General features: G+C 57.3%; 17 protein-coding genes. 8 read left to right on the top strand and 9 right to left on the bottom strand.

The window, feature by feature from the left end; all coding sequences use genetic code 11:
* The 5 genes from K6R05_RS09765 to K6R05_RS09745 all read right to left on the bottom strand — a co-directional run bounded on the left by K6R05_RS09765 (position 1) and on the right by K6R05_RS09745 (position 5,645).
* Positions 1 to 867: an ABC transporter ATP-binding protein gene (locus K6R05_RS09765; protein ID WP_161732553.1), complete on the bottom strand. Its 867-nt coding sequence runs from the start codon at positions 865 to 867 to the stop codon at positions 1 to 3.
* Complete coding sequence (locus K6R05_RS09760) at positions 839 to 1,744, bottom strand: ABC transporter permease (protein ID WP_161732354.1); 906 nt, start codon at positions 1,742 to 1,744, stop codon at positions 839 to 841. The genes K6R05_RS09765 and K6R05_RS09760 overlap by 29 nt, the downstream gene beginning before the upstream one ends.
* Entirely contained in the window at positions 1,741 to 2,772 is a 1,032-nt protein-coding gene (locus tag K6R05_RS09755; protein ID WP_222924041.1) for an ABC transporter permease, read from the bottom strand. Before K6R05_RS09755 ends, K6R05_RS09760 begins: the two co-directional genes overlap by 4 nt.
* Positions 2,769 to 4,400 carry an ABC transporter substrate-binding protein gene (locus K6R05_RS09750; RefSeq protein ID WP_161732352.1) on the bottom strand — a complete coding sequence of 544 codons (1,632 nt, stop codon included), beginning with the start codon at positions 4,398 to 4,400 and terminating at the stop codon, positions 2,769 to 2,771. The genes K6R05_RS09755 and K6R05_RS09750 overlap by 4 nt, the downstream gene beginning before the upstream one ends.
* Before the next feature lie 90 nt (positions 4,401 to 4,490).
* Positions 4,491 to 5,645: a mandelate racemase family protein gene (locus K6R05_RS09745; protein WP_222924040.1), complete on the bottom strand. Its 1,155-nt coding sequence runs from the start codon at positions 5,643 to 5,645 to the stop codon at positions 4,491 to 4,493.
* 346 nt (positions 5,646 to 5,991) lie between these two features.
* On the opposite strand from K6R05_RS09745, the gene K6R05_RS09740 reads away from it, so the two are divergent.
* From K6R05_RS09740 to K6R05_RS09725, 4 genes are all read left to right on the top strand, one after another.
* Entirely contained in the window at positions 5,992 to 7,107 is a 1,116-nt protein-coding gene (locus tag K6R05_RS09740; RefSeq protein ID WP_222924039.1) for an ABC transporter substrate-binding protein, read from the top strand.
* 165 nt (positions 7,108 to 7,272) lie between these two features.
* A complete protein-coding gene (locus K6R05_RS09735; RefSeq protein ID WP_010244987.1) occupies positions 7,273 to 7,680 on the top strand; it encodes a DUF2231 domain-containing protein in 408 nt (135 codons plus the stop codon).
* 12 nt (positions 7,681 to 7,692) lie between these two features.
* Positions 7,693 to 8,994: a PQQ-dependent sugar dehydrogenase gene (locus K6R05_RS09730; RefSeq protein WP_010670132.1), complete on the top strand. Its 1,302-nt coding sequence runs from the start codon at positions 7,693 to 7,695 to the stop codon at positions 8,992 to 8,994.
* Between the two features lie 626 nt (positions 8,995 to 9,620).
* Positions 9,621 to 10,253, top strand: coding sequence for a DapH/DapD/GlmU-related protein (locus K6R05_RS09725; RefSeq protein WP_010244979.1), 633 nt, complete (start codon positions 9,621 to 9,623; stop codon positions 10,251 to 10,253).
* 16 nt (positions 10,254 to 10,269) lie between these two features.
* On the opposite strand, the gene K6R05_RS09720 is transcribed toward K6R05_RS09725, so the two are convergent.
* Positions 10,270 to 11,154, bottom strand: a complete 885-nt coding sequence (locus K6R05_RS09720; RefSeq protein WP_033757612.1) for an EamA family transporter — start codon at positions 11,152 to 11,154, stop codon at positions 10,270 to 10,272.
* Entirely contained in the window at positions 11,151 to 12,362 is a 1,212-nt protein-coding gene (locus tag K6R05_RS09715) for an MFS transporter (RefSeq protein ID WP_222924038.1), read from the bottom strand. Before K6R05_RS09715 ends, K6R05_RS09720 begins: the two co-directional genes overlap by 4 nt.
* 210 nt (positions 12,363 to 12,572) lie before the next feature.
* Here K6R05_RS09715 and K6R05_RS09710 point away from each other — a divergent pair, with 210 nt between their 5' ends.
* Both K6R05_RS09710 and K6R05_RS09705 read left to right on the top strand, forming a co-directional pair.
* On the top strand, positions 12,573 to 12,947 hold the full coding sequence (locus K6R05_RS09710; RefSeq protein WP_237566676.1) for a winged helix-turn-helix transcriptional regulator: 375 nt from the start codon (positions 12,573 to 12,575) through the stop codon (positions 12,945 to 12,947).
* A 355-nt stretch (positions 12,948 to 13,302) separates the two neighbouring features.
* Complete coding sequence (locus tag K6R05_RS09705; protein ID WP_222924037.1) at positions 13,303 to 14,733, top strand: purine-cytosine permease family protein; 1,431 nt, start codon at positions 13,303 to 13,305, stop codon at positions 14,731 to 14,733.
* 107 nt (positions 14,734 to 14,840) lie between these two features.
* Here K6R05_RS09705 and K6R05_RS09700 read toward each other — a convergent pair whose 3' ends face one another.
* Together K6R05_RS09700 and K6R05_RS09695 are read right to left on the bottom strand one after the other, a co-directional pair.
* Positions 14,841 to 16,163 (bottom strand): MFS transporter, encoded by a 1,323-nt coding sequence (locus K6R05_RS09700; protein ID WP_161732332.1) that lies wholly within the window; start codon positions 16,161 to 16,163, stop codon positions 14,841 to 14,843.
* Between the two features lie 191 nt (positions 16,164 to 16,354).
* Complete coding sequence (locus tag K6R05_RS09695; RefSeq protein ID WP_161732330.1) at positions 16,355 to 17,359, bottom strand: GT-D fold domain-containing glycosyltransferase; 1,005 nt, start codon at positions 17,357 to 17,359, stop codon at positions 16,355 to 16,357.
* Between the two features lie 666 nt (positions 17,360 to 18,025).
* Here K6R05_RS09695 and K6R05_RS09690 point away from each other — a divergent pair.
* Together K6R05_RS09690 and K6R05_RS09685 are read left to right on the top strand one after the other, a co-directional pair.
* On the top strand, positions 18,026 to 20,383 hold the full coding sequence (locus K6R05_RS09690) for a membrane-bound PQQ-dependent dehydrogenase, glucose/quinate/shikimate family (protein ID WP_161734696.1): 2,358 nt from the start codon (positions 18,026 to 18,028) through the stop codon (positions 20,381 to 20,383).
* A gap of 297 nt (positions 20,384 to 20,680) precedes the next feature.
* A complete protein-coding gene (locus K6R05_RS09685) occupies positions 20,681 to 21,661 on the top strand; it encodes a TIM barrel protein (protein ID WP_161734700.1) in 981 nt (326 codons plus the stop codon).
* The last annotated feature ends 14 nt before the right edge of the window (positions 21,662 to 21,675 follow it).

Below are 21,675 nucleotides of genomic sequence, written 5' to 3'. Positions count from 1 at the left end.
TTAGTCCGTCAACCAGCTGGCATGACGTTGTAATACCGGCAGGCGTGTACGGCGGTGATCAAGGTCGGGCAGTGCCGCCAGCAATCCCTGGGTATAGGGATGCTGCGCGCGATCGAGTTCACTGGCGGCCAGCGACTCCACCACGCGTCCGGCGTACATCACCAGCACCCGATCGCAGAAGCTGCGCACCAGACTGATGTCGTGGCTGATAAAAATCAGCCCCAGCCCGCGCGCCTTCACCAGATTGTCCAGCAGCGCCAGCACCTGCAGGCGAACCGAGACATCCAGCGCAGAAGTCGGCTCATCGGCAATCACCAGTTCCGGCTCGGTGATCAGCATCATGGCGATCATCACCCGCTGCCCCTGACCGCCGGAAATCTCATGAGGATAGAGCTGATAAACCCGTTCAGGATCGCGGATCTGCACCTCTTCCAGCATCGCCAGCGCCCGCTGACGGGCCGCCGCTTTCTGGTCGCGATGGTGACTGCGCCAGGCTTCGGCGATCTGCTCGCCAACCCGAATCACCGGGTTCAGGGAATATTTCGGATCCTGCATAATCATGGAGATGCGTTTACCGCGAATGGCGCGCATCTGTGCCGGGCTGGCGTGCAGCAGGTCAATATCACCAAACTGCATCCGGCTCGCCTCAATGCGCGCCCTGGCCGGATGCAGGTGCAGCAGGGCGCGGCCCACGGTCGATTTACCGGAGCCGGACTCGCCGACAATCGCCAGCTTCTCCTGTCCGAGCTGAAAGGAGACGCCGCGCACCGCCGGGGTGATCTGGCGTCCGTTAACAAAGTTCACGTGCAAATCGCGCACGTCGAGCAACGGCGAGGCGTTACTCACTGCGGGGATCGAGCAGGTCACGTAGGCCATCTCCTAAGAAGTTAAATGCCAGGCTGTTAATCAGGATCGCCAGACCGGGCACGGTCACCACCCACCAGCACTCCAGCATGTAGGTGCGGCCGCTGGCGATCATCGCGCCCCATTCCGGGTCCGGCGGCTGCGCGCCCAGCCCGAGAAATCCCAGCCCGGCGGCGGTAAGAATAATGCCCGCCATGTTCATGGTGATGCGGATAATCACCGACGGCAGGCAGAGCGGAATAATGTGCTTCCAGAGCACCCGCAGCGGCGACGCACCCTGTAAACGCACCGCCGAGATAAAGTCCGCCTGGCGCAGCGACAGCGTTTCAGCGCGCGCCAGACGGGCAATGGGTGGCCAGGCGGTGAGGGTAATTGCAATCACCACATGCTCCAGACCCGGACCCAGCGCCGCCACAAACGCCAGCGCCAGTACCAGGCTGGGAAAGGAGATGAAGATATCGGTGACGCGCATCAGCACGCCATCGACTTTGCCGCCAAAGTAACCCGCGGTCACGCCCAGCAGCAGGCCCAGCGGCCCGACGGTCACTGAGACCAGCAGCACGATGTAGAGCGTGATGCGCGCCCCCCACACCAGACGGCTGAAGATATCCCGGCCAAACTCATCAGTGCCGAACCAGTGGGCCGCACCGGGCGGCATCAGGGCGTTGTCCAGATCCTGAATCAGCGGGTGATGCGGTGCGATCCAGGGGGCAAACAGCGCTACGATGCAGAGCAGCAGCACAATGCCACCGCCGATGGCGGTCAGGGGATTACAGGCCATGCGCCAGAGGAAAGTGCCGCAGCGGGCAGCAAACCGCCGACAGCGCGCCAGCCGCTCGCGGGAAGGACTGACAGACGCCGCATCAAACGAGATAGTCATACTTTGGTCCTCGGATCGAACACCTGATAGAGCAGGTCGGAGATCAGGTTAAGCAGCACAAAGATCAGACCCACCACCAGCACGCAGCCCATTACCGCATTCATATCGCCCAGCATCAGGCTGCCCGTGAGATAGGAACCAAAACCGGGCCAGGAGAAGACTGTTTCAATCAGCACGGCACCCTCCAGCAGCGAGCCATAGGCCAGCGCCACTACGGTCAGCAACTGCACCAGGATATTGCGGAACGCGTGCTGCCAGATAACCTGCCATTCGGTCAGACCTTTGACCCGCGCGGTCAGAATGAACTCCTGCGACAACTGCGCGAGCATAAAACTGCGCGTCATCCGGCTGATGTAAGCCATGGAGTGAAAGCCGAGCAGCGAGGCGGGCAGCACCAGATGATTCAGCGCATTCCGGAACACCTGACCGTTGCCCGCCAGCAGGGCATCAATCAGCATAAAGCCGGTACGGCGCGGCACGATGCCATCCAGGCTGAAGTCCACACGTCCTGCACCGCCAACCCAGCCGAGATGGGCATAGAAAAGCAGCAGCCCCATCATGCCAACCCAGAAGATCGGCGTGGAGTAACCGGCCAGGCTGAGCATCCGTACCAGATAGTCGATGACGCTGTTACGCCGCGCCGCCGCCAGCACGCCCAGCGGGACGCCCAGCCCTGCGCCAATCACAATTGCCAGCGTGGCCAGCTCAACCGTGGCGGGAAAGACGCGCAGAATGTCATGCACTACCGGCTGGCCAGTGAGCAGCGCGTGGCCCAGGTCGCCATGCAGCAGCGCATTGAGATAGATGCCAAACTGCACCCACAGCGGTTTATCAAAGCCAAGCTGGTGGTAGACCTGCTGATAGGTGGCCTGGTCGGCGTCGGGGCCGACTATCGCCAGCACCGGATCCAGCGGCATCACCCGGCCAATAAAAAAGGTCAGCAGCAGCAGGCCGAACAGCGTAATTAACACCTGCATCGCGCGATGGCTGATGCGGCGGCACTGATTTCGTGTCAGGGTCATCATCATGGTGTGCCTCCCGCCAGGGCTTCAGGCGTTTTCCAGACGTCGCGCAGGAAGGTCGTTGCAGAAGGATGCGGCTGATACGCCTGCACACGGTTACTGACCACCACGGAGTCGAGCATTTGTGAAATCGGCATCAGCGCAGGCACCAGCTGGTCATAGCGTTGCTGGATAGCGAAATAGGCCTGCTGCTGGCGGGTTTTGTCGCGTTCCACCAGCGCCTGATCGATCATGCGGTTGAGCTGCGCGTCGTAGAAACCGGTTCGCCAGCCCTGGAAGTTGGTCAGCCGGGCGCTGTCGGCATTGTTCGGGTTGTAGACCAGCGCGCGCAGGCTGGAGTGGGGGTGCGGCTCGACGCCGCTGCCACCGCGTCCGACCAGCAGGCTGAACTGGCGATCGCGCATCGCGCCATAAATCTGGTTGCCGGTGCCGGTAATGATTTTTGCCCGGATGCCGCCCTGCAGCAGCGTTGACTGAATGGCGATGGCGATATTCAGGAACGGCTGATCGGCCAGCACCCGCAGCGTAGTGTCGAAGCCGTCCGGATAGCCGGCTTCAGCCAGCAGCGCACGGGCGCGCGGCACATCAAGCCGGTAACCGGGATCGGGCAGCGTGGCGGGCATCCCCGCCTGAATCGGGCGCTGATGCAGTTCGCCGTAGCCGGTCATCAGACTTTTGTTAATGCCCTGGTAATCGACCAGGTAGCGGACCGCCTCACGCACGTTGTTATTGTCGAAGTGCGGATCTTTCATGCTCATCGCCAGGTAGTAGATTGTCCCTTTTCTGACGGCATTAATAGTGAGGTCGGGATCGTGACGCAGGGCGCGCACGTCGGGGATCGCCATGTTGCTGGCGATATCAAGATCGCCTTTCTGCATCATCAGCCGCAGGGTCTGCGATTCCTGCAGGTGACGGAACACCACCCGCGACATCTTCGCCTCACCGCGCCAGTAGTCTGTCGCGCGACTCATGCGCAGCACATCTTTTGCCTGCCAGACATCCAGCCGGAACGGACCGGAACCCGCTTCATGCGTGGTGAGCCAGCGGTTGCCCCAGTCGCCATCGACTTCATGCTGCTGCACCGTTTTGCGGTCCAGCACCACCATGCTGCCCAGCGCCGCCAGCGAGTAGATCACCAGCTGCGGATCGTTGGGTTTAGGCAGGGTGATCACCAGCGTGCGGTCGTCGGGGGCGGTGACCATCTGGTCCACATTGTCGCGGCTGAAACCGTAGGACTTCCACACCGACGCCTGCGCCAGATTCAGATGCAGCACGCGACGCATAGACCAGACCGCATCGGCGCTGGTGAGCGGATTGCCGGAGTGAAACCTGACGTTGTCGCGCAGGTGAAAGGTCAGGGTGCGGTTATCCGGGCTGACTGACCAGCGTTCCGCCAGCGCCGGGCGTACTTCGGTGAGCTGCTGCGGATTCAGCTCCACCAGGCCGTCATAAAGATTCACCACAATACCGACCACCTCGTTGCCGGTCATCGCGGCCGGATCCAGGGTAAGCAGGTTGTTCATGTTCATGCCGACGATCAGCTGGTCATCCGGGGTCTTTGCCTGGATTGACGCGCTGCCCGTGAGCACCAGCAGCGTGATCAGCCACGCGCCACATCGTTGTGTCAGGGTCATAGGTAAAGTCCAGCAGGTCAGAGGTTTTTCCCGTTTACCGCATCATCAGGGCTACGCGGCAACGGGGTTATTATTGTTTGCCGTACTTCATTACCAGCGGTTCAGCGTGTGGGTCTCAATCCAGCTGAAGTTGATATCCTCTCCCAGCCCGCTGCGGGTGGGCAGGGTGACAAAGCCCCGATCGTCCATCGGATCAATCAGGCTGTTGAGATACGCAGGCGGCGTCTCATAATCCAGGAAGGGATGCAGCAGGCCGCGCTCATACCAGCGGCAGTTACGAATTGCCCCGACTACCGCCAGGCTGGCTGCGCCGTTGCCGTGAACTTCGCAATCCATGCCAAAGGCTTCCGCCAGACTGGCCACTTTCATCGTGGCGGAGATGCCGCCTACGCCATTGGCCCCGGCACGCAGAATGTCGCAGGCGCCAGCACGGACCCAGTCGGCACGGCTGTGATGTTTGCCGCCCAGGCTCTCCGGGCCGAGCACGTCGATAGAGAGGTTGTCCGCCAGCCAGGCGTAAGAGGCCATGCTCTCTTCCTCCATCGGCTCTTCAAACCAGGTGAAGTTAAGCTTCTCCAGCGCCTTGCCGATGGTCAGCGCGTCACTGCGGCTGTACCAGTGGTAGCCGTCCAGCATCAGTGCGATATCCGGGCCAACCGCTTCACGCACCGCGGCGCAGGCTTTGATATCCATGGCCGGGCTGGGCGCAAAGGCGACCGGGGGCATCCAGGTGTGCAGCTTGATTGCCCGATAGCCGCGTGCCACCAGCTTCTCCGCGAACTGTGCGTACTCATCCGGCGTCGATAAACCGCCGCTCATTTCGTCGCCACACATGGTGCTGCCGTAAGCCGGGATCTTCTCGCGATAGCCGCCAAGCAGCTTATGCACCGGCTGTTTCAGCCTGCGCCCAATGAGATCCCACAGCGCCTGCTCAACAGCGGAGAGCGCACGCTCGGTGAGCTGATGGGCGCTGCCGCGCTGCCAGTGCACCAGATCCTGCCATAGCCGCTCGCGGTCAAAGGCGTTCTGACCGATCAGCACCTTGCGGAAGAAGGCGTTAACGACATGAGATCGCACCACTTCAGGCGGCGCAAAGGCGTAGCCGCAATCGCCATCCTCGCTGCTGAGGGTCAACAGCGCCATCTGCGCATCATTTTCCGGGCCGGGATGGGAGTGGCCGGCGCTGTCGGCAACGCGCCGGGTAGGATAGGTAAAGAGGGTGACATCTATGGCGCTGATCTTCACGGTTATACTCCTGTGGCTGGCTTTCCTGATGGATTATTAAAACGCTGTTTCATTTTTAATCTAACCTTCACAATTCGTTAACGCATTGGCCAAATCGATACGATTAATGGCTAATATGTGTGCAGTCGCCCAGGGTGTTGTGAGCATATTCACGAAAGCTGTCCGTTTTGTGAGCAGCAACACGCTGCGCTTTACCCTGATCCGGATCCCGGTTCATGGCCACTTAACTCATTAACCTCGCCGCAAAAAACATTTAACCGGATGACTTCCCCTGAACGCCGTTTTAGGTGATAGTAACGCCGCTTTACATTAATAATTCTCATTATCATTTGTGCGGGTTTTCATCATGAAAAAATGGTTTTTAGCGCTGGGGATGCTCACGCTGGCAGGGACGGCTTCGGCCAAAATGATTACCGATGTCGCAGGCCGTCAGGTTGAGGTGCCGCAGGAGGCAAAGCGCATCATTCTGGGTGAGGGCCGTCAGATCTATCTGCTGGCCGCATTTGATACCGACGCCCCGTTTAAACGGGTGATTGGCTGGCGTGATGATCTCCACAAAGCGGACTGGGACGGTTATCAGGCCTATGAAAAGCGCTATCCGGAAATTAAAAAATTACCGACCTTCGGCGGCGCTAAAGATGGCACTTTCAACGTCGAGCAGGCATTAACCCTGAAACCCGATCTGGTGCTGATGAATCTGGAGTCGAAAGCGGCGACTGATGAAGGCAAGCTGATTGAAAAATTGCAGGCCGTGGGTGTGCCGGTGGTGTTTATCGATTTCCGTGAAGCGCCGATGGTGAATGCTGAGAAAAGTATCCGCATCATGGGCGAACTGGTGAACAAGCCGGCGCGTGCCCAGGAAATTATCACCTTCCGCCAGCAGCAGATTGACCTTGTGACTTCGCGCCTGAAGAACTTTACCGGCTACCGCCCGAAAGTGATGATTGATCGCGCAGGCGGCTACAGCGACGAGTGCTGCATGTCGTTTGGCAATGAAAACTTTGGTCAGATGGTGGAGATCGCGGGCGGTCGCAACATCGCGAAAGACCTGATCCCTGGCACCTTTGGCACCGTTAACCCGGAGCAGATTATCGCCAGCCAGCCGGACGTGGTGGTGGTAACCGGCGCGAACTGGAAGAACTACAACACCGTGGGCAAATGGGTTGGCGTCGGTCCGGGTGCCAATGTCACCGACGCGACGGCGCGTCTTAAGGCGCTGATGATGCGCGATGCCTTTAAAACCCTGCCGGTGGCACACAACGGCAACGTCCACGCTATCTGGCATCAGTTCTATGACAGCCCGTATCAGTTTGTGGCGATTCAGACGCTGGCGAAATGGCTGCATCCCGATCTGTTTGCCGATGTCGATCCGGATGCCACCTTCCGCACGTTCCACGAGAAGTTCCTGCCGCTGCCTTATCAGCCAGGATACTGGGTTACTTTACCCGCTGATAAACCCTGACTGACCGGCGATGACAGGGACGTCATCCGCCTGATTTGCAATTCCTCCCGAATAAACCCTCTGTTTCTCTTCAGATTTACTAATCTTTTACAGGCGCGGAGTCAGTTGCTCTGAGCAGCGCGACGTCTGACGCGGTCCGCATTCACGTTAAAAATGGAGAGAAACATGCGCAATACCCTGGGAAGATCGGCCTTTGCCGTGACGCTGTACGCTCTGCTGGAGCCGGTGCCGCTGGGCTTTTTTGTCGCGGCCTGGCTGTTCGATATTCTCTATAGCCAGACCTTTGTGCTGTTCTGGACGGATGCCGCAGGCTGGCTGATTGCGCTGGGACTGATACTGGCGATTGTGCCGCGACTCATCGCGCTGGTTTATCTGTTCCGCGGCAGTGACAGTGCGGAAAAGAGTCATTTCTGGCTCTGGCTGGTGGCGATTGTGATCGCTATCGTCAATGCGTTTATTCACAGCCGTGATGCCGCCGCTGTCATCCCGCTGGGCGTGACGCTTTCGACGCTGGTGGTAGCGCTGCTGCTGCTGGCGAATGTGCAACTTGCGTTACGTCAGCGTAGCGCTTAAGGAGGAGCCACCATGAAGATACCGCATAAAACGTTGCTCGCGCTTACCCTGACAGCACTGCTGGCAGGCTGTGATGATGGTGCGCTGGTCGATCCGCAAAAGCAGATCGGACCGAATCCCGAACTGCCGCAGGCACAGAACTTCTTTATGCCGCCGATGCAGGTGCCGGAAGGCACGCCGTGGAAAGCGGGCGAAATGCCAAAAGTGGCTGACGGGCTGAAAATCGAAAAGATCGCTGACAATCTGCAGCATCCGCGTCAGGTTTATGTGCTGCCGAATAACGATGTGCTGGTGGCGGAATCCAACGGCCCGGCCAAACCCACCACCCGGCCTAAACAGCTGATTATGGGCATTGTGCAGAAAGCGTCAGGTAAGGGCGGCGCTGGCGGCAACCGGATTACGCTGCTGCGCAACGTCAATGGCAAATGGGAGCAGCACCGCTTTATTGAGAATCTGCACTCGCCGTTTGGTATGCAGCTGATTGGCAATACCCTTTACGTCGCGAATGCTGACAGCCTGGTGAAGTTCCCCTATCGCGAAGGAGAGACGGAGATCCGCACCGCGCCTGAAGAGGTGACGGAACTGCCGGGTGGGCCGATTAACCACCACTGGACCAAAGCGCTGTTGGCCAGCCCCGACGGCAGCAAGCTCTATGTGGGTGTCGGCTCCAACAGTAACGTCACCGAGAACGGCATTGGCGCAGAGTATCGCCGCGCCGCGGTGCTGGAAGTGGACGCGGCCAGCGGTGCCAGCCGGATCTACGCCAGCGGATTGCGCAATCCGACCGGCTTACAGTGGGAACCGCAGAGCGGAAAACTGTGGGCCATCGTCAACGAGCGTGATGAAATCGGCTCCGATCTGGTGCCTGACTACATGACCTCAGTGCAGGACAAAGGCTTCTATGGCTGGCCCTACAGCTACTTTGGTCAGCATGTGGATACCCGTGCCGAACCGCAGCGTCCCGATCTGGTTGAGAAAGCGATTAAGCCTGATTATGCCCTGAGTTCGCATGTCGCTCCGCTGGGGCTGCTGTTCTACGGCGCAGATAACATGCCGCAATACCAGGGCGGTGCGTTTATCAGTGAACATGGCAGCTGGAACCGTACGCCGCTGAATGGCTACAAAGTGGTGTGGGTGAAATTTGAAAACGGCAAGCCGGTGGGTCAGCCGCAGACGGTGGTCTCGGGCTTCCTGACGGACGACGAAAAGCAGGTGCGTGGATTACCGGTCGGCCTGGCCAGCGACAAACAGGGCGGTGTCCTGATTGCTGACGATGCGGGTAATACCGTGTGGCGAATCAGCGCCGCGAAGTAAGCATTGCGCTGCTTTTTTAAGCAGAAAGCAGGCATAAAAAAAGGATTTGGCATTTCGCCAAATCCTTTATTTTTTGTTCGCTACCCGGCTGGTAACCGCGCTGCGAACGAGGTGCTCAGCACTCTCCACAAACAAGATTGTAAAATGTGCGGCTAAGGATTTCAAGTTTCGCCAAAATGCTGTATGTTTATACAGGTGTTGAGTGTTGAGCATCGCCTCATTGTCGACTGGCCGCTCCCAGGGGCACGGTTTTAAAATCCCGGCAGGCATCAGGTGGTGCTGGCCTGTGGCTTTAACCATGAGTGCCGCTCAGCTCTCTCCACAAAGATGTGCTTAGGCGCCCGGCGGGTAGAGTCAAAGCCCTGGTTGCCGAACAGCGCGCTCCTGTAAAAGGAGAAGGAAAGTGATGGAACTGACTAAGCTGATTCTGGATCTTATCCGGGTCATCTTGCAGATCATCGTTGCCCTTATGCAACTGACCGGTCACGCAGGTTAACCGGAACTTGAAACAAGGCGGAGCTAACCACTCCGCCTTTTTTCTTTGTCAATTCTCTGTCATCGGAGGCGGGTAAGGTGGTGCGGCAAAGCACGCCGCCGGGGCGCTGCTTATCCAGACCGGGAGTTTTATGTCCATTGCCGCCGTTATGCCCGCCCGATTAGCGCACACCTGGATTGATGAGAGTGTGAAGATGCGCGAAACCACTGTGGGTCAGCAGTGTGAGATCCTGGCGCACAGCACGCTGGAGTATAGCGAGCTGGGTGACTTCTCCTATGTCGGCGAACACTGCTGCCTGGCCGATACCCAGGTGGGGCGCTTCTGCGCCATTGCTAATCAGGTGCGCATTGGCGCGCCGAATCATCCTATGGACCGCGCCTCCCAGCATCGCTTTACCTACTGCCCGGAGTATTACCACCCCGACGCCCGGCGCGATCAGGGCTTCTTTTCCGCCCGTCGCGCCGATCGGGTGATAATCGGTCACGATGTGTGGATAGGTCACGGCGTAATTGTGCTGCCTGGCGTCACCATTGGTGATGGTGCGGTGCTGGCTGCGGGTGCAGTCGTGACGAAAAACGTCGCGCCCTACAGCGTAGTGGGTGGTGTTCCGGCCAGGCCACTGCGGGTGCGCTTTACACCGGCTATCGCCGCCCGTCTCCAGCGCATTGCCTGGTGGAACTGGCCGCTGGAGAAACTGCTGGCGAATCTGCCCGATTTTCAGCACGGTGACATCGAAGCGTTCTGCCAGCGGCACGGTGCATAGCCACCCCACGGCGCCGTCAGCCGGTTTGTACGGCGAAATAGCGCACAACCCGCTGGCCATAGAGCCCGACAGCCAGTCCGGCGACGATCAGCAGCAGCGCGGCGATTTTCTGAGGTGAAACCGTTTCGCCAAATATCGCCACTGAACCCAGGATGCCGAACACCGGTACCAGCAGCGACAGTGGCGCGACCGTTGAAACCGGATAGTGTTTCAGCAGCCAGTTCCACACCCAGTAGCCCAGCAGGGTATTGGGATAGACCTGAAACAGTATCGACAACACCGCCTTCACATCCAGTTGGGTGAACAGTGCGTGATAGCCCGCGCTGCCATTGACCAGCCCGTCCAGCAGGAAGAGTGGAATGGGTGCAAAGGCGCTCGACCAGACCAGAAAAGCAAAAACCTGCCGGGTGCCCGCTTTTTTATTGATGATATTGGCAATACTCCATGCGACCGCGCCTGCCAGCACCAGCAGCATGCCGGAAAACGTCACCGAGCCATCGGTAATGAAAAAAATGCTCAGCAGACCGGCGCAGGCCAGCGCACACCCGGCGATCTGATAGCGGCTGAGACGCTCTTTAAATACCCAGCCACCGAGCAGCAGCGTGAAGAAGGCGCTGAACTGCAGCAGCAGCGAGGCGATGCCCGCCGACAGTCCGGTTTTAATCCCCAGATTCACCAGACCCCACAGGCCAATCCCGAAGACCAGGCCATAGCTGATCAGGTAGCGCCACGGCACGTCCGGTTTCTTAATAAAGAACAGCGCTGGCAGGGCGCAGAGCGTAAAACGGATGCCTGCCAGGATAAACGGGTCGACCGCCTGCAGGCCGAGTTTGATAACGGAAAAGTTAACCCCCCAGATGGCGGTGATCATGACGGCGAGCAGCAGATGCGTTAATTTCATGATTGACGTACTCCGGACCAGCAGAGAAAGGCGCAGGCGCTGACCGCGGCACCGGCATAGCAGACGGCATGCCATCCCCAGAGGGCGTAAAGCTGGGTGGCGGCAGTCGCGCCCAGCGCACTACCCAGCGAGTAAAAGCACATATAGGCACCCACCAGACGACTGGCCGCCTCGGGCCGGGCCGCCACGAGCAGGCTCTGATTAATCACATGCACCGTCTGGATAGCGAAGTCTGGCAGGATCACCCCTAAAACCAGCAGCAGAAGCGCGCTTTGCAGCGCGGCTATCGGCAGCCAGGAGAAGGTCAGCAGCGCCAGTGCGAATCCCGTGGCGCGTTGCCCCCGTCCCTGATCAGCCCATGTGCCCGCTCTGGAGGCCGCCAGCGCCCCGGCCAGGCCCGCCAGTCCGAACATCCCAATCTCAGTGTGTGTCAGCGACAGGGCGGTCAGCGGCAGCACCATCGGGGACCAGAGCATACTGAAGGCCGCAAAAATCAGCAGCGCCAGGATGCCTCGCCTGTGCAACAGCGGTTCTGTGCGGAACAACCGACGCACCGACAGTAACAGCTGAGGGTAAGCGGTGCGCGGCGTCTGGCCGGTTGTAGCGGGCAGCACTTTCACCAGTATCAGCGAAATGAGCAGTAACAGGCCCGCGGCCGTCAGATAGACCGCACGCCAGCCCGCCAGATCGGCAATCATCCCGGCAACAAAGCGCGCCAGCAGGATGCCGATCACGATGCCGCGGGTCACGCTGCCCACCACCTGTCCGCGCTGTTCTGGTGACGCCAGCATGGCGGCCCACGCCACCATTAGCTGCGTGACCACCGCCATGAATCCCACCAGCAGCATTGCGCAGAGCAGCGTCATCAGGTCTGGCGCAACCGCAGCAGTGATTAACGCCAGCACGGAAAACAGCAACTGGGTAATCACCAGTTTTTTGCGGTTCACGCAGTCGCCCAGCGGCACCAGAAAGATCAGCCCAAGGGCGTAGCCGCTCTGCATAGCCGTTACCACTGTGCCAATGGTACCGCTGGAAACCTGCAGGCTGGCGGCGATCGACTCCAGAAGAGGTTGTGCCGAGTAAACATTGGCGACCGCCAGCGCAGAGGTGAGTGAGAACAAAAAGATCATCCGGGACGAAAGCGCCGGGATCGCGGCTGGGGGCGAATCGGCTTCAGGATCATGCGCCTTGCCAATCGTACAGGTCATGTTGCTTTCCTTTCTGGTTTTTATTTGAAACTGGATTGGCGATATCTTTAACCGGGCTGGTTTTTTTTTGCCACTCCTTTTCGGAGTGGCTAAACTGGCATCATGAGACAGGCAGCGTGAGAGAAGAGCATGGCTAAGCAGGAATCCCTGAGAACCAGCGAGTGTCCGATCGCCAGAACCCTGGAGTCGATAGGTGAGCGCTGGTGCATGATGATCGTGCGTGAAGCCTTTGATGACGTCCGCAGATTCAGTGACTTCCAGCGGAATTTAGGGCTGGCGAAAAACATCCTGGCGTCACGCCTGAAGCAGCTGGTGGAGATAGGGGTGTTTGAGATTGCGCCAGCCTCCGACGGCAGTGCCTACAGCGAATATGTTCTGACCGAAAGAGGTCGTGCGCTGTTTCCGGTTGTGGTCGCGATGCGCCAGTGGGGCGAGCGTTACCTGTTTGAGAAAGGCGAGACACACTCCGTGCTGCTGGATAATGCGGAAGGAAAGCCGCTTGCGCGGCTGGAGGTTATTTCCTCACAGGGGCAAAAACTGGAACCGGCCGACTGTCATCGTCAGCGAGTGGTTGCTGAAGGGTAACCGTCAGGATTTTTCCTCTTCCGCACACTCTGAAACGGACAGGCCTGACATCGCACGCGTTACCCGATCATCGCTATTGTCGGTGGCGGTGATCGAACAAAATGCCTTACTCCCGTTTTACGCTCCGTCATAAGGGCGTTATTCCCGGAAACAGGTCCCCGCGCTTCCTCATCCTTTCGTGCCCCGCATCATGACAGGCCTGTCGATATCATCACATTTTCCAATGACCGGTTGCCTTGTAACTTGCCAGGGCGCATGACATTCTCGCTAATTGTATAGACATGTATCTTCAATCACAAACCGGGCACATTACTTTTTCAGTTAACGCGTCTCTCACTGTTCCAGCGAGGAATCTATGTCGGTCAAATCATCTGTATCAGCTTATTCAGGCGCAGAGAAACCACGCCTGTCAGAAACCCGTTCCATTGATTACATCCCGCTGCGTGAGCGTCATGGTCATCCCTTTAGCCAGTTCACGCTCTGGTTCGGTGGCAATCTGCAAATCACGGCCATTGTCACGGGTGCACTGGTGGTGGTGCTGGGTGGAGACGTCGTGTGGTCGCTTATCGGCTTACTTGTGGGACAGATTCTGGGTGCAGCGATCATGTCTTTGCATGCGATCCAGGGCCCGCGTCTGGGTTTACCGCAGATGATCACCAGCCGTATGCAGTTTGGCGTGTTTGGTGCCGTCATTCCGCTGGTGCTGGTGTGCATGATGTATGTGGGATTTTCCGCCAGCGGGACAGTGCTAGCGGGACAGGCGCTGGCTAAACTTATCGATGTCAGCAATTCAGCCGGGATGATCCTGTTTAGCATGCTCATCGTGATCATCGCGGTGCTGGGCTATCGCATGATTCATCAGCTCGGGAAGGTCGCGAGCGTCATCGGCGTTTTAGCTTTTGCTTATCTGTTTATCACGCTGTTCACCACGCATGACTTATCCGCCGTGTGGCAGAATCAGCACTTTACCCCGGCAAATTTCCTGCTGGCGGTTTCCCTTTCTTCCTCCTGGCAGATTGCCTTCTGTCCCTATGTGTCGGACTATTCGCGCTATCTGCCAGCTGATGTCTCCGCGAAGAAACTCTTCTGCTCGGTCTTTTTTGGCACCGTACTTGGCACGCAGGCTTCAATGACGCTGGGGGTGATTGTTGCTGCCATTGCCGGAAGTGCGTTTGCAGGCAATGAGGTCGGTTACATCGTGAGCATGGGCAGCACGGCGACCATGGCCATGGTGATTTATTTCGCCATTTGCTTTGGAAAAATCACATTTACCACGCTGAACGCCTACGGCAGTTTTATGTCACTGACCACCATTATCTCTGGCTTCCGTCAGCAAACCACGCTGAGTCGGGGCGGGCGTATTCTGTTTGTGGTGCTGATGGTGACGCTGGCCTGCGTCATTGCTCTGGTCAGTGAGCCGGCCTTTCTGAAATCCTTCACCCACTTCCTGCTGTTTCTGCTGGCTTTCTTTGTGCCGTGGAGCGCGATTAGCCTGACCGATTTCTATCTGATCACCAGGGGCAAGGTTGATGTCCCGGCACTGTCGCAGCCGGGTGGACGCTATGGTCGCTGGAACCTGGCCGGTATTACCGTCTATTTTCTGGGCGTGCTGGTGCAACTGCCGTTTATCGATAATCCGCTGCACCATGGATCGCTGACTTGGATTTTTGCCGGTAATGATGTCTCGTGGATCATCGGCTGGTTTGCGACGGCACTGTTATGGCTGATCGCCAGCCGCTGGGATCGCCGGGGCACACCTGAACAGTCAGTTTATCCCGCAGAGTGACACGCTGAAGCCCCTGAGCAACCAGCGCTCAGGGGCTGTCAGTCTGTGTGGGTGTGATCGCCCGCATGTCAGATGACCGTCGTGCCAGACAATCTGATTGTCTGAAATCAGGCGGCTGAAACATCCGCTGCGCCGGTCTGCGCCTCTGCCACCAGCGGTTTCTCCGGTTGCAGCAGCGTCATTGCCAGCATACTGCCAAAGGCGATCAGCGCGGTGACGGTAAACATTGCGTTGTAGCCGTAATATTCCGCCAGCCAGCCGCAGAGCATCGGAGAGATAATCGCTGCCAGATTGGCTATCGCCAGCGTCATGCCGCTGTAGGTGCCCACCGACGCTTTCGGGGTGACATCAATCACCACCGACCAGTAGACATTGTTCACCAGTGCATTCAGTGCATTGCCCAGGGTCATCAGTGCAATAATCCCGGCAGCCGACTGCACATAGGGGATCGCCATAAAGCAGCAGGCAGTGCCGCACAGCGTGACGGCGGCAAACAGATTGCGCGCCAGACGCAGGTTACGGAAGCGGGCCAGCAGGGCGTCGGCAATGCGACCGCCCAACAGCACCGTGATACAGGCGCCGCTCCACGGGATCATCGCGACGTACCACAGTGAGTGCAGGTCGTAGTGGAAATTATCCTGCAGATATTTCGGCATCCAGGTCACCAGAGTAAAGGTGATGTAGAGGAATGAAAAGTAACCGAGCGCGTTGCAGACCAGGGTGCGGCTGGTAAAGAAGCGCCACCAGGGGAGGGGGACACTGTCGCCCGCGCTGCGGCGCTGACCAGTCTGGATAAGCTGACGTTCTGCGGCGTTGGTATGTGGACTTTTCTCCGGGCTGTCGCTGAAGGTGCGGGCAAACAGCGCCATCGCCAGCAGGGAGAACACACCCAGCAGGATAAACATCATCCGCCAGTCATGGGTCAGCAGCAGCAGGCCCACTGCAATCGGGGCGGTCAGCAGCGCACCCACCTGGGTCGAAAGCAGGCCGATACCCAACGCGAAGCCACGCTCGCTGTCAGGTGCCCAGTGGGCAATCGCCTTGTTCATCAGCGCATAGGCCGGGCCTTCGGAAAAACCAAACAGGATGCGCAGGGCAGCAAAGCCCATAATGGCGGAGCCGCCAAACAGCGCCATGCCCAGTTCACCCGCCCAGGCGGTGGCGATCTCCAGCAGCGACCAGAGCACGCCGGCCAGCAGCCAGACTTTTTTCGTGCCGATACGGTCGGCAAGAAAGCCGCCACACAGCGAACCAAACAGATAGCCAAAGCCAAAGTAACCCAGCACGGCACCGAGCTGGACTTTGCTGAAGTGGTACTCCGCCGCTATGGCGTTGGCCGCAAATGACAGGGCGCCGCGATCAATGTAGTTGATCAGGGCGATCAGGAACAGCAGTGAAAATATGGTGTAACGGTAACGGCTGGTTGTCATCTCACTTCTCCTGATTAAATGTCTCAGGAGAGCAGAAGCAAAATTGATGCCGGAAAGGGCATTTATCCGGCAAACAGCGGACAAGCACTGGGTACGGGCCGCTGAGCCCGCCCCGTGTAGGGTTAGCTGATCCCGCTAATTATTCGCCTGCGCATCAATGCGGTGCAGTCATTGCCTGTCGATGGTGAACCTCAGGCAGCGTTATGATGCGTGCTGCTGACGTGGGGCAGTGGGATAAGCACGACGTCCGCTTCAGCCGTGGTTTTATCCTGTGGCATTTCGCCAACGTGCTGCAACATCTGACGCTGATACGTCGCATCAGCGACTGTTGTCTGTTCACTCAGCAGCACGCCCGCTTCATTAACATTTTTTCCTGCCACTTTTACTTTGCTGGTGGCACTGGCCAGCATCCACTCATATTCAATATCGACATGGCCGCTATCAATACAGCGAATTCCGCGCTGACTTAAATCATACGCCAGCACGGTTGCCGTCGGCCCTAATGAAATTAAGACCAGGTCAAAGTTGACGGCATTCGCTAATACCGTATCGAAAAGACGATCATAAACGGAAAAAGCATTACGGTTCAGCGTCGTAATACGTTTAATTTCGCTGGCCCCCTCCAGTAAATCATTGCCTAATCCCAGACGTGTGCCACTGCCTTCAACAATTAATACCCGGCGACCCTGGTAAAGCTGTTTAAATTTATCGAATATCGTCCTGGATAATTGTTTGCTTTTATAATCGTGATAAGGGCGGGTCACTGAGGTATTGCCATACTGGTACTGATGATTCAGCAGAGCATCATAATGTTTAAAGTAAAATGATTTATGGAAGAACCAGAACAGGGCCGATCCATTTTTCATACTGCGGGTGGTGCGAAAAGCATCCGGCAGGCAAATCAGACAGTCCGGGTTGTCCTGGGGGGCCTGCAGCAGCAGCGCCTTGAGCCTTGCCGACAGTTTTGGGTCAAATGGCTGAAAGCCAATGTTTTTATACCAGGTCATCTCCAGTTCCCCGTCGCCGTAACGGGCCAGTGATAATTGCGGTTTACGTAATAGCAGATCGATAGTTTCTTCTATCGACATGACGGAATAACGCTTTACCCGTACCTGCGCGGCAGGATAGCGAATGGCTGCATTAATAAATTTAAACGGGAAACGAAACTTACGATAAATACTGTGAAGTGCGGACATAGTTAGCCTTGGGTTATTGCTGCCAGAGAAAATCCCGCCTGCTGGCCGGATAAATTCTTATAACAGTGCTGATATATATCACAGATAGAAACAGCGTCAGGCTACGGAATATCTGAAAGCGATTTCATGGTCAGAATCCCTTTTATTATTAATCTGTTTCTTATTAAATGAAGCGCTAAAAAAATAATGGCAGATTAAAGTCAACTGCCAGAATTAATACTTTGAAAATCATTGACACCGCATGAGCACTGATCAGCAGACAGTTTAAAACTGCAGTGTATTAAGTTTTCTGCTTATAGCATTAAGAGCTTTTGCAGCACGACGTGAATAAACCATTAGGCTTATTTGACACTTATTACCCCTGTTTGATCAGACTTAAGCTGGCGTTCATGAAGCGCAACGGATCTGTCAGTTATTCACCTTTGAACAAAAGGTGCGATAACGCACGGCCTATCGTTAATTTTTTGTGATGGATATCGCGTATTTGGCCCTTAGGAAAGTAAATAAAGCGGTGGTAAAGCCTCTGCAGTCGACATTTCTAATAAATATTACTAATGATTTACGCCTGTACACGTTTTTACATATTTCTCATGTACGTTAAAATCTCGTTGAATTTATGTTTCCAGCTTAACTTTCTGATGACCGCTAATGACCCGAGGATGGATCATGATCAATAAAATAACCAGCGTAATCATGGTGATATTTGCTATCGCCCTGATTTACATGGGAGGACAACTTCTGCTTGCAGGAGGCAGCGCGTTCTATGCGTTGATGGGTGTGGGCGTTCTGCTCAGCGCGATTCTGCTGATGATGAACAAACGTAGTGCACTGACGCTGTATGCGCTGCTGATGTGGGTTACGCTGTTCTGGACGATCTGGGAAGTGGGCTTCGACAAATGGCAGTGGATCCCGCGCGGCGACCTGTTTGGCGTGCTGGGTCTCTGGCTGGCGCTGCCATGGGTGGTACGTCCTCTCTATCAGGGACAGCGTCGCTTCCATCCTTTCCTTGGCGGCTCAGTGGTGCTGATGGTGCTGCTGGTGATTGGCCTCTGCTTCTACGATCCGCTGCCGCAACAGGGCACCATTAACACCCAACGTAATAGTTCCGCGACCGGCGGTGCTACTGAAGAGTGGAACGCCTATGGCGGTACGACGGATGGCCAGCGTTTCTCGGCACTGAAGCAGATCACTAAAGATAACGTGAAAGATCTGGAAGTGGCCTGGACCTATCACACCGGCGATTTGCGCCAGGGTGATGATGCGACTGAATACACCTTTGAAGCGACACCGCTGAAAGCCAACGGCATGCTCTACTTCTGTACGCCGCACAATGAAGTCCATGCTCTTGATCCGGAAACCGGTGCGGTGAAGTGGAAAACAGCGCCGGATAAAAACCGCTCTTATCTGCAGCAGCACCAGACCTGTCGTGGCGTGAGCTACTTCGATGCCGGTCAACAGGCGGAGCAGCAGACAGGCGCATCCCCGGCTATCTGCCGTAAACGTATCTTTAATGCGACCACCGATGCCCGCCTGCTGGCGCTGGATGCCGATACCGGTAAAGCCTGTGCTGACTTTGGTGACAACGGCGTGGTAAACCTGCGCGCCAACATGGGCGAGGTGCGTCCGCACGCGCTGATGCAGACTGCCGCGCCACTGGTGGCAGGCAATCTGGTGATCGTTGGCGGTTCGGTGATGGATAACGGCTTCAACAGCGGCAACCCATCGGGTGTGATCCGTGCCTATGATGCCGTTACGGGTCGTCTGGTGTGGAACTTCGATCCGGCTAATCCGGATAACACCGCACCGGTCGCCGCAGGCGCAACCTATCCACAGGATACCCCGGTCGCCTGGGCCACCCTGAGCGCCGACCTGAAAAACGGCCTGGTTTATGTGCCGTTTGGTAACGCCTCGCCGGATGAAGTGGGACTTGAACGCGATCCCGCCAGCAACACTGAAAAATTCCGTGATGCGCTGGTGGCACTGGATCTGAAAACAGGAGCGTTCAAATGGCGTTATCAGAGTTCGAACCACGACCTCTGGGATCGCGATAACCCGTCACAGCCGTCGCTGGTGGACATCAACTATCAGGGCAAACCGCAACCGGCGGTGATCCTGCCGACGAAAACCGGCAACCTGTTTGTGCTGAACCGCCTGACCGGTGAGCCGGTTTACCCGGTAGAGCAGGTTAAGGTCTCCACGGATGGCATTAAGGGCGAACAGTACGCGGCGACCCAGCCGGTCTCCAGCCTGAACTTCATTCCGCAGCCGCTGACTGAGAAGTCGATGTGGGGCATTACGCCATTTGACCAGATGGCCTGTCGCACGACCTTCCGTGAGCTGCGTTATGATGGTAACCCTTGGACGCCGCCAACCGAGAAAGGCTCGCTGATCTTCCCGGGCAACATCGGGGTGTTTAACTGGGGTTCCGTGGCTGTTGATCCGCAGCGTCAGATGCTGATTGCGGCACCGGTGCGCCTGGCCTACAAATACAACCTGATTAAGCGCACGCCGGAAACCGAAACCCAGCGTACTTTCACCAAAGATGGCACGCCGTACTGGAATGAAAACTTCCACGGAGATTACGCTATCCACATCCAGCAGATGGCGTCGGGTCTGGGTATTCCCTGCATCGCGCCACCGTGGGGACGGATGGTCGGTGTGGATCTGACCACCGGCAAAACTGAATGGCTGCGTCGCGTCGGTACCACCAAAAACCTCAAGACCAGCTTCCTGCCTGGCCGCTTCCCGCTCGGTTTCCCGATGGGTATGGTGGCGCACGGCGGACCGCTGCTGACGGCGGGTGATCTGGTGTTCCACGGCGCAACGGCAGATAACTTCTTCCGTGCTTACGACAGCACCACTGGCGAACTGCTGTGGCAGACTGAACTGAGCGCGGGTGCGCAGGCCACGCCATCCACCTTTATGGGCAAAGATGGCAAGCAGTATGTGGTGATTGCCGCGGGCGGCCACGGCTCGCTCGGCACCACGGCGGGCGACAGCGTTGTCGCTTTCCGTCTGAAGTAATCCTGACCCGCTGAGCGCCGCCCCGGCGCTCAGCTTTTTTCACACCTCTGCCTGTCAGATCTCACGCCCGGCTTATCGCGACAACCTGTTGTATTTCATCTCAATTCTTTCATCTCCGTATTCACACCATCTGATAACGCATCGAAACCATTTCGTGACAGCGCTCCCGCTTTAACGATTTCTCCTGCCTGACAGACTTGCGCATTAAGCCGCGAGGCGTAGATTAATATATGACTTCACAATTAATCGTGAATACGAAAAGTACTTCACAATACGCACTCTGAAGGATTGATGCTCATGTCGGAACTGAAATTTGCTACCCGTCTTAACTCTTTCGCCTCGGGGGCGCACCTCTACTGGCCCGATCAGCAGGGCAAGCCCTCTGTGCTGCAGATGGTTGCCCGTGCAGGCAAGGTCAAAGGCTTAACGCATCTCGACCTCAACTATCCGCAACATCTCACCAGCGATATCGCCACACTGCGCCAGGCGATCAGTGATGCGGGTCTGGCCGTTAACGGTATGCAGATGCGCTGGGACGCGCCGCAGTTCAAAATCGGCGCGTTTACCCATCCCGACGCGAAAGTGCGTCGCGAAGCGATTGAGCTGACCAAGCGCGGCATCGACGCGGGTCGGGAATTTGGTTCACGGCTGATGACGCTGTGGATGGGGCAGGACGGTTTCGATTACTGCTTCCAGGCGGACTATAAGAAAATCTGGGAGGATGCGGTCAGCGCCGTGCGTGAAGTGGCGGAGTATGCACCGGACGTTGACGTCAGCATCGAATATAAACCCAATGAGCCACGCGCCTACAGCATCTTTCCCAACGCCACCACCTGTCTGCTGGCTGTGGAAGAGGCGGGCTGCGCCAACCTGGGGATCACCCTGGATTTTGCTCATGTCCTGTTTGCCAATGAGATCCCGGCTTACGCCGCCGCCATGGTGGCGCGCCGCTCACGGCTGCTGGGGCTGGACCTTAATGACGGCTGGGGCAAGCGTGATGACGGCCTGATGGTCGGCTCAGTTAACCCACGCGCCACGCTGGAGTTTCTCTGGCAGATGCAGCGTGATGGCTACCGCGGTGCCTACTACTTCGATACCTTCCCGGATGCCAGCGGTCTTGACCCAATCCGTGAGGCAGAAAGCAATATTGCGACCGTGACCCGTCTGCTGAGGCTGTGTGACCAGCTGCACGACAACGCGCCGTTACTGGCGGCCATCGGGCGTCAGGATGCGGTGGCCTCTCAGCAGATCGTCAATGACATCATGCTGGCGCGCTGACAGCCGATTAATCA

The sequence above is a fragment of the Pantoea alfalfae genome (assembly GCF_019880205.1).
In the GTDB taxonomy this organism is placed as follows: domain Bacteria; phylum Pseudomonadota; class Gammaproteobacteria; order Enterobacterales; family Enterobacteriaceae; genus Pantoea; species Pantoea alfalfae.
The sequence above is the reverse complement of the archived record's forward strand: the minus strand, read 5'-3'. Positions and strand labels throughout refer to the sequence as shown.

Coding starts and splice junctions, on each gene's coding strand:
- K6R05_RS09730 (WP_010670132.1), top strand. CDS start 7,693: ATGAAGATACCGCATAAAACGTTGCTCGCGCTTACCCTGACAGCACTG.
- K6R05_RS09715 (WP_222924038.1), bottom strand. CDS start 12,362: ATGACCTGTACGATTGGCAAGGCGCATGATCCTGAAGCCGATTCGCCC.
- K6R05_RS09760 (WP_161732354.1), bottom strand. CDS start 1,744: ATGACTATCTCGTTTGATGCGGCGTCTGTCAGTCCTTCCCGCGAGCGG.
- K6R05_RS09690 (WP_161734696.1), top strand. CDS start 18,026: ATGATCAATAAAATAACCAGCGTAATCATGGTGATATTTGCTATCGCC.
- K6R05_RS09710 (WP_237566676.1), top strand. CDS start 12,573: ATGATCGTGCGTGAAGCCTTTGATGACGTCCGCAGATTCAGTGACTTC.
- K6R05_RS09720 (WP_033757612.1), bottom strand. CDS start 11,154: ATGAAATTAACGCATCTGCTGCTCGCCGTCATGATCACCGCCATCTGG.
- K6R05_RS09725 (WP_010244979.1), top strand. CDS start 9,621: ATGTCCATTGCCGCCGTTATGCCCGCCCGATTAGCGCACACCTGGATT.
- K6R05_RS09700 (WP_161732332.1), bottom strand. CDS start 16,163: ATGACAACCAGCCGTTACCGTTACACCATATTTTCACTGCTGTTCCTG.
- K6R05_RS09695 (WP_161732330.1), bottom strand. CDS start 17,359: ATGTCCGCACTTCACAGTATTTATCGTAAGTTTCGTTTCCCGTTTAAA.
- K6R05_RS09735 (WP_010244987.1), top strand. CDS start 7,273: ATGCGCAATACCCTGGGAAGATCGGCCTTTGCCGTGACGCTGTACGCT.
- K6R05_RS09685 (WP_161734700.1), top strand. CDS start 20,681: ATGTCGGAACTGAAATTTGCTACCCGTCTTAACTCTTTCGCCTCGGGG.
- K6R05_RS09705 (WP_222924037.1), top strand. CDS start 13,303: ATGTCGGTCAAATCATCTGTATCAGCTTATTCAGGCGCAGAGAAACCA.
- K6R05_RS09755 (WP_222924041.1), bottom strand. CDS start 2,772: ATGATGATGACCCTGACACGAAATCAGTGCCGCCGCATCAGCCATCGC.
- K6R05_RS09740 (WP_222924039.1), top strand. CDS start 5,992: ATGAAAAAATGGTTTTTAGCGCTGGGGATGCTCACGCTGGCAGGGACG.
- K6R05_RS09750 (WP_161732352.1), bottom strand. CDS start 4,400: ATGACCCTGACACAACGATGTGGCGCGTGGCTGATCACGCTGCTGGTG.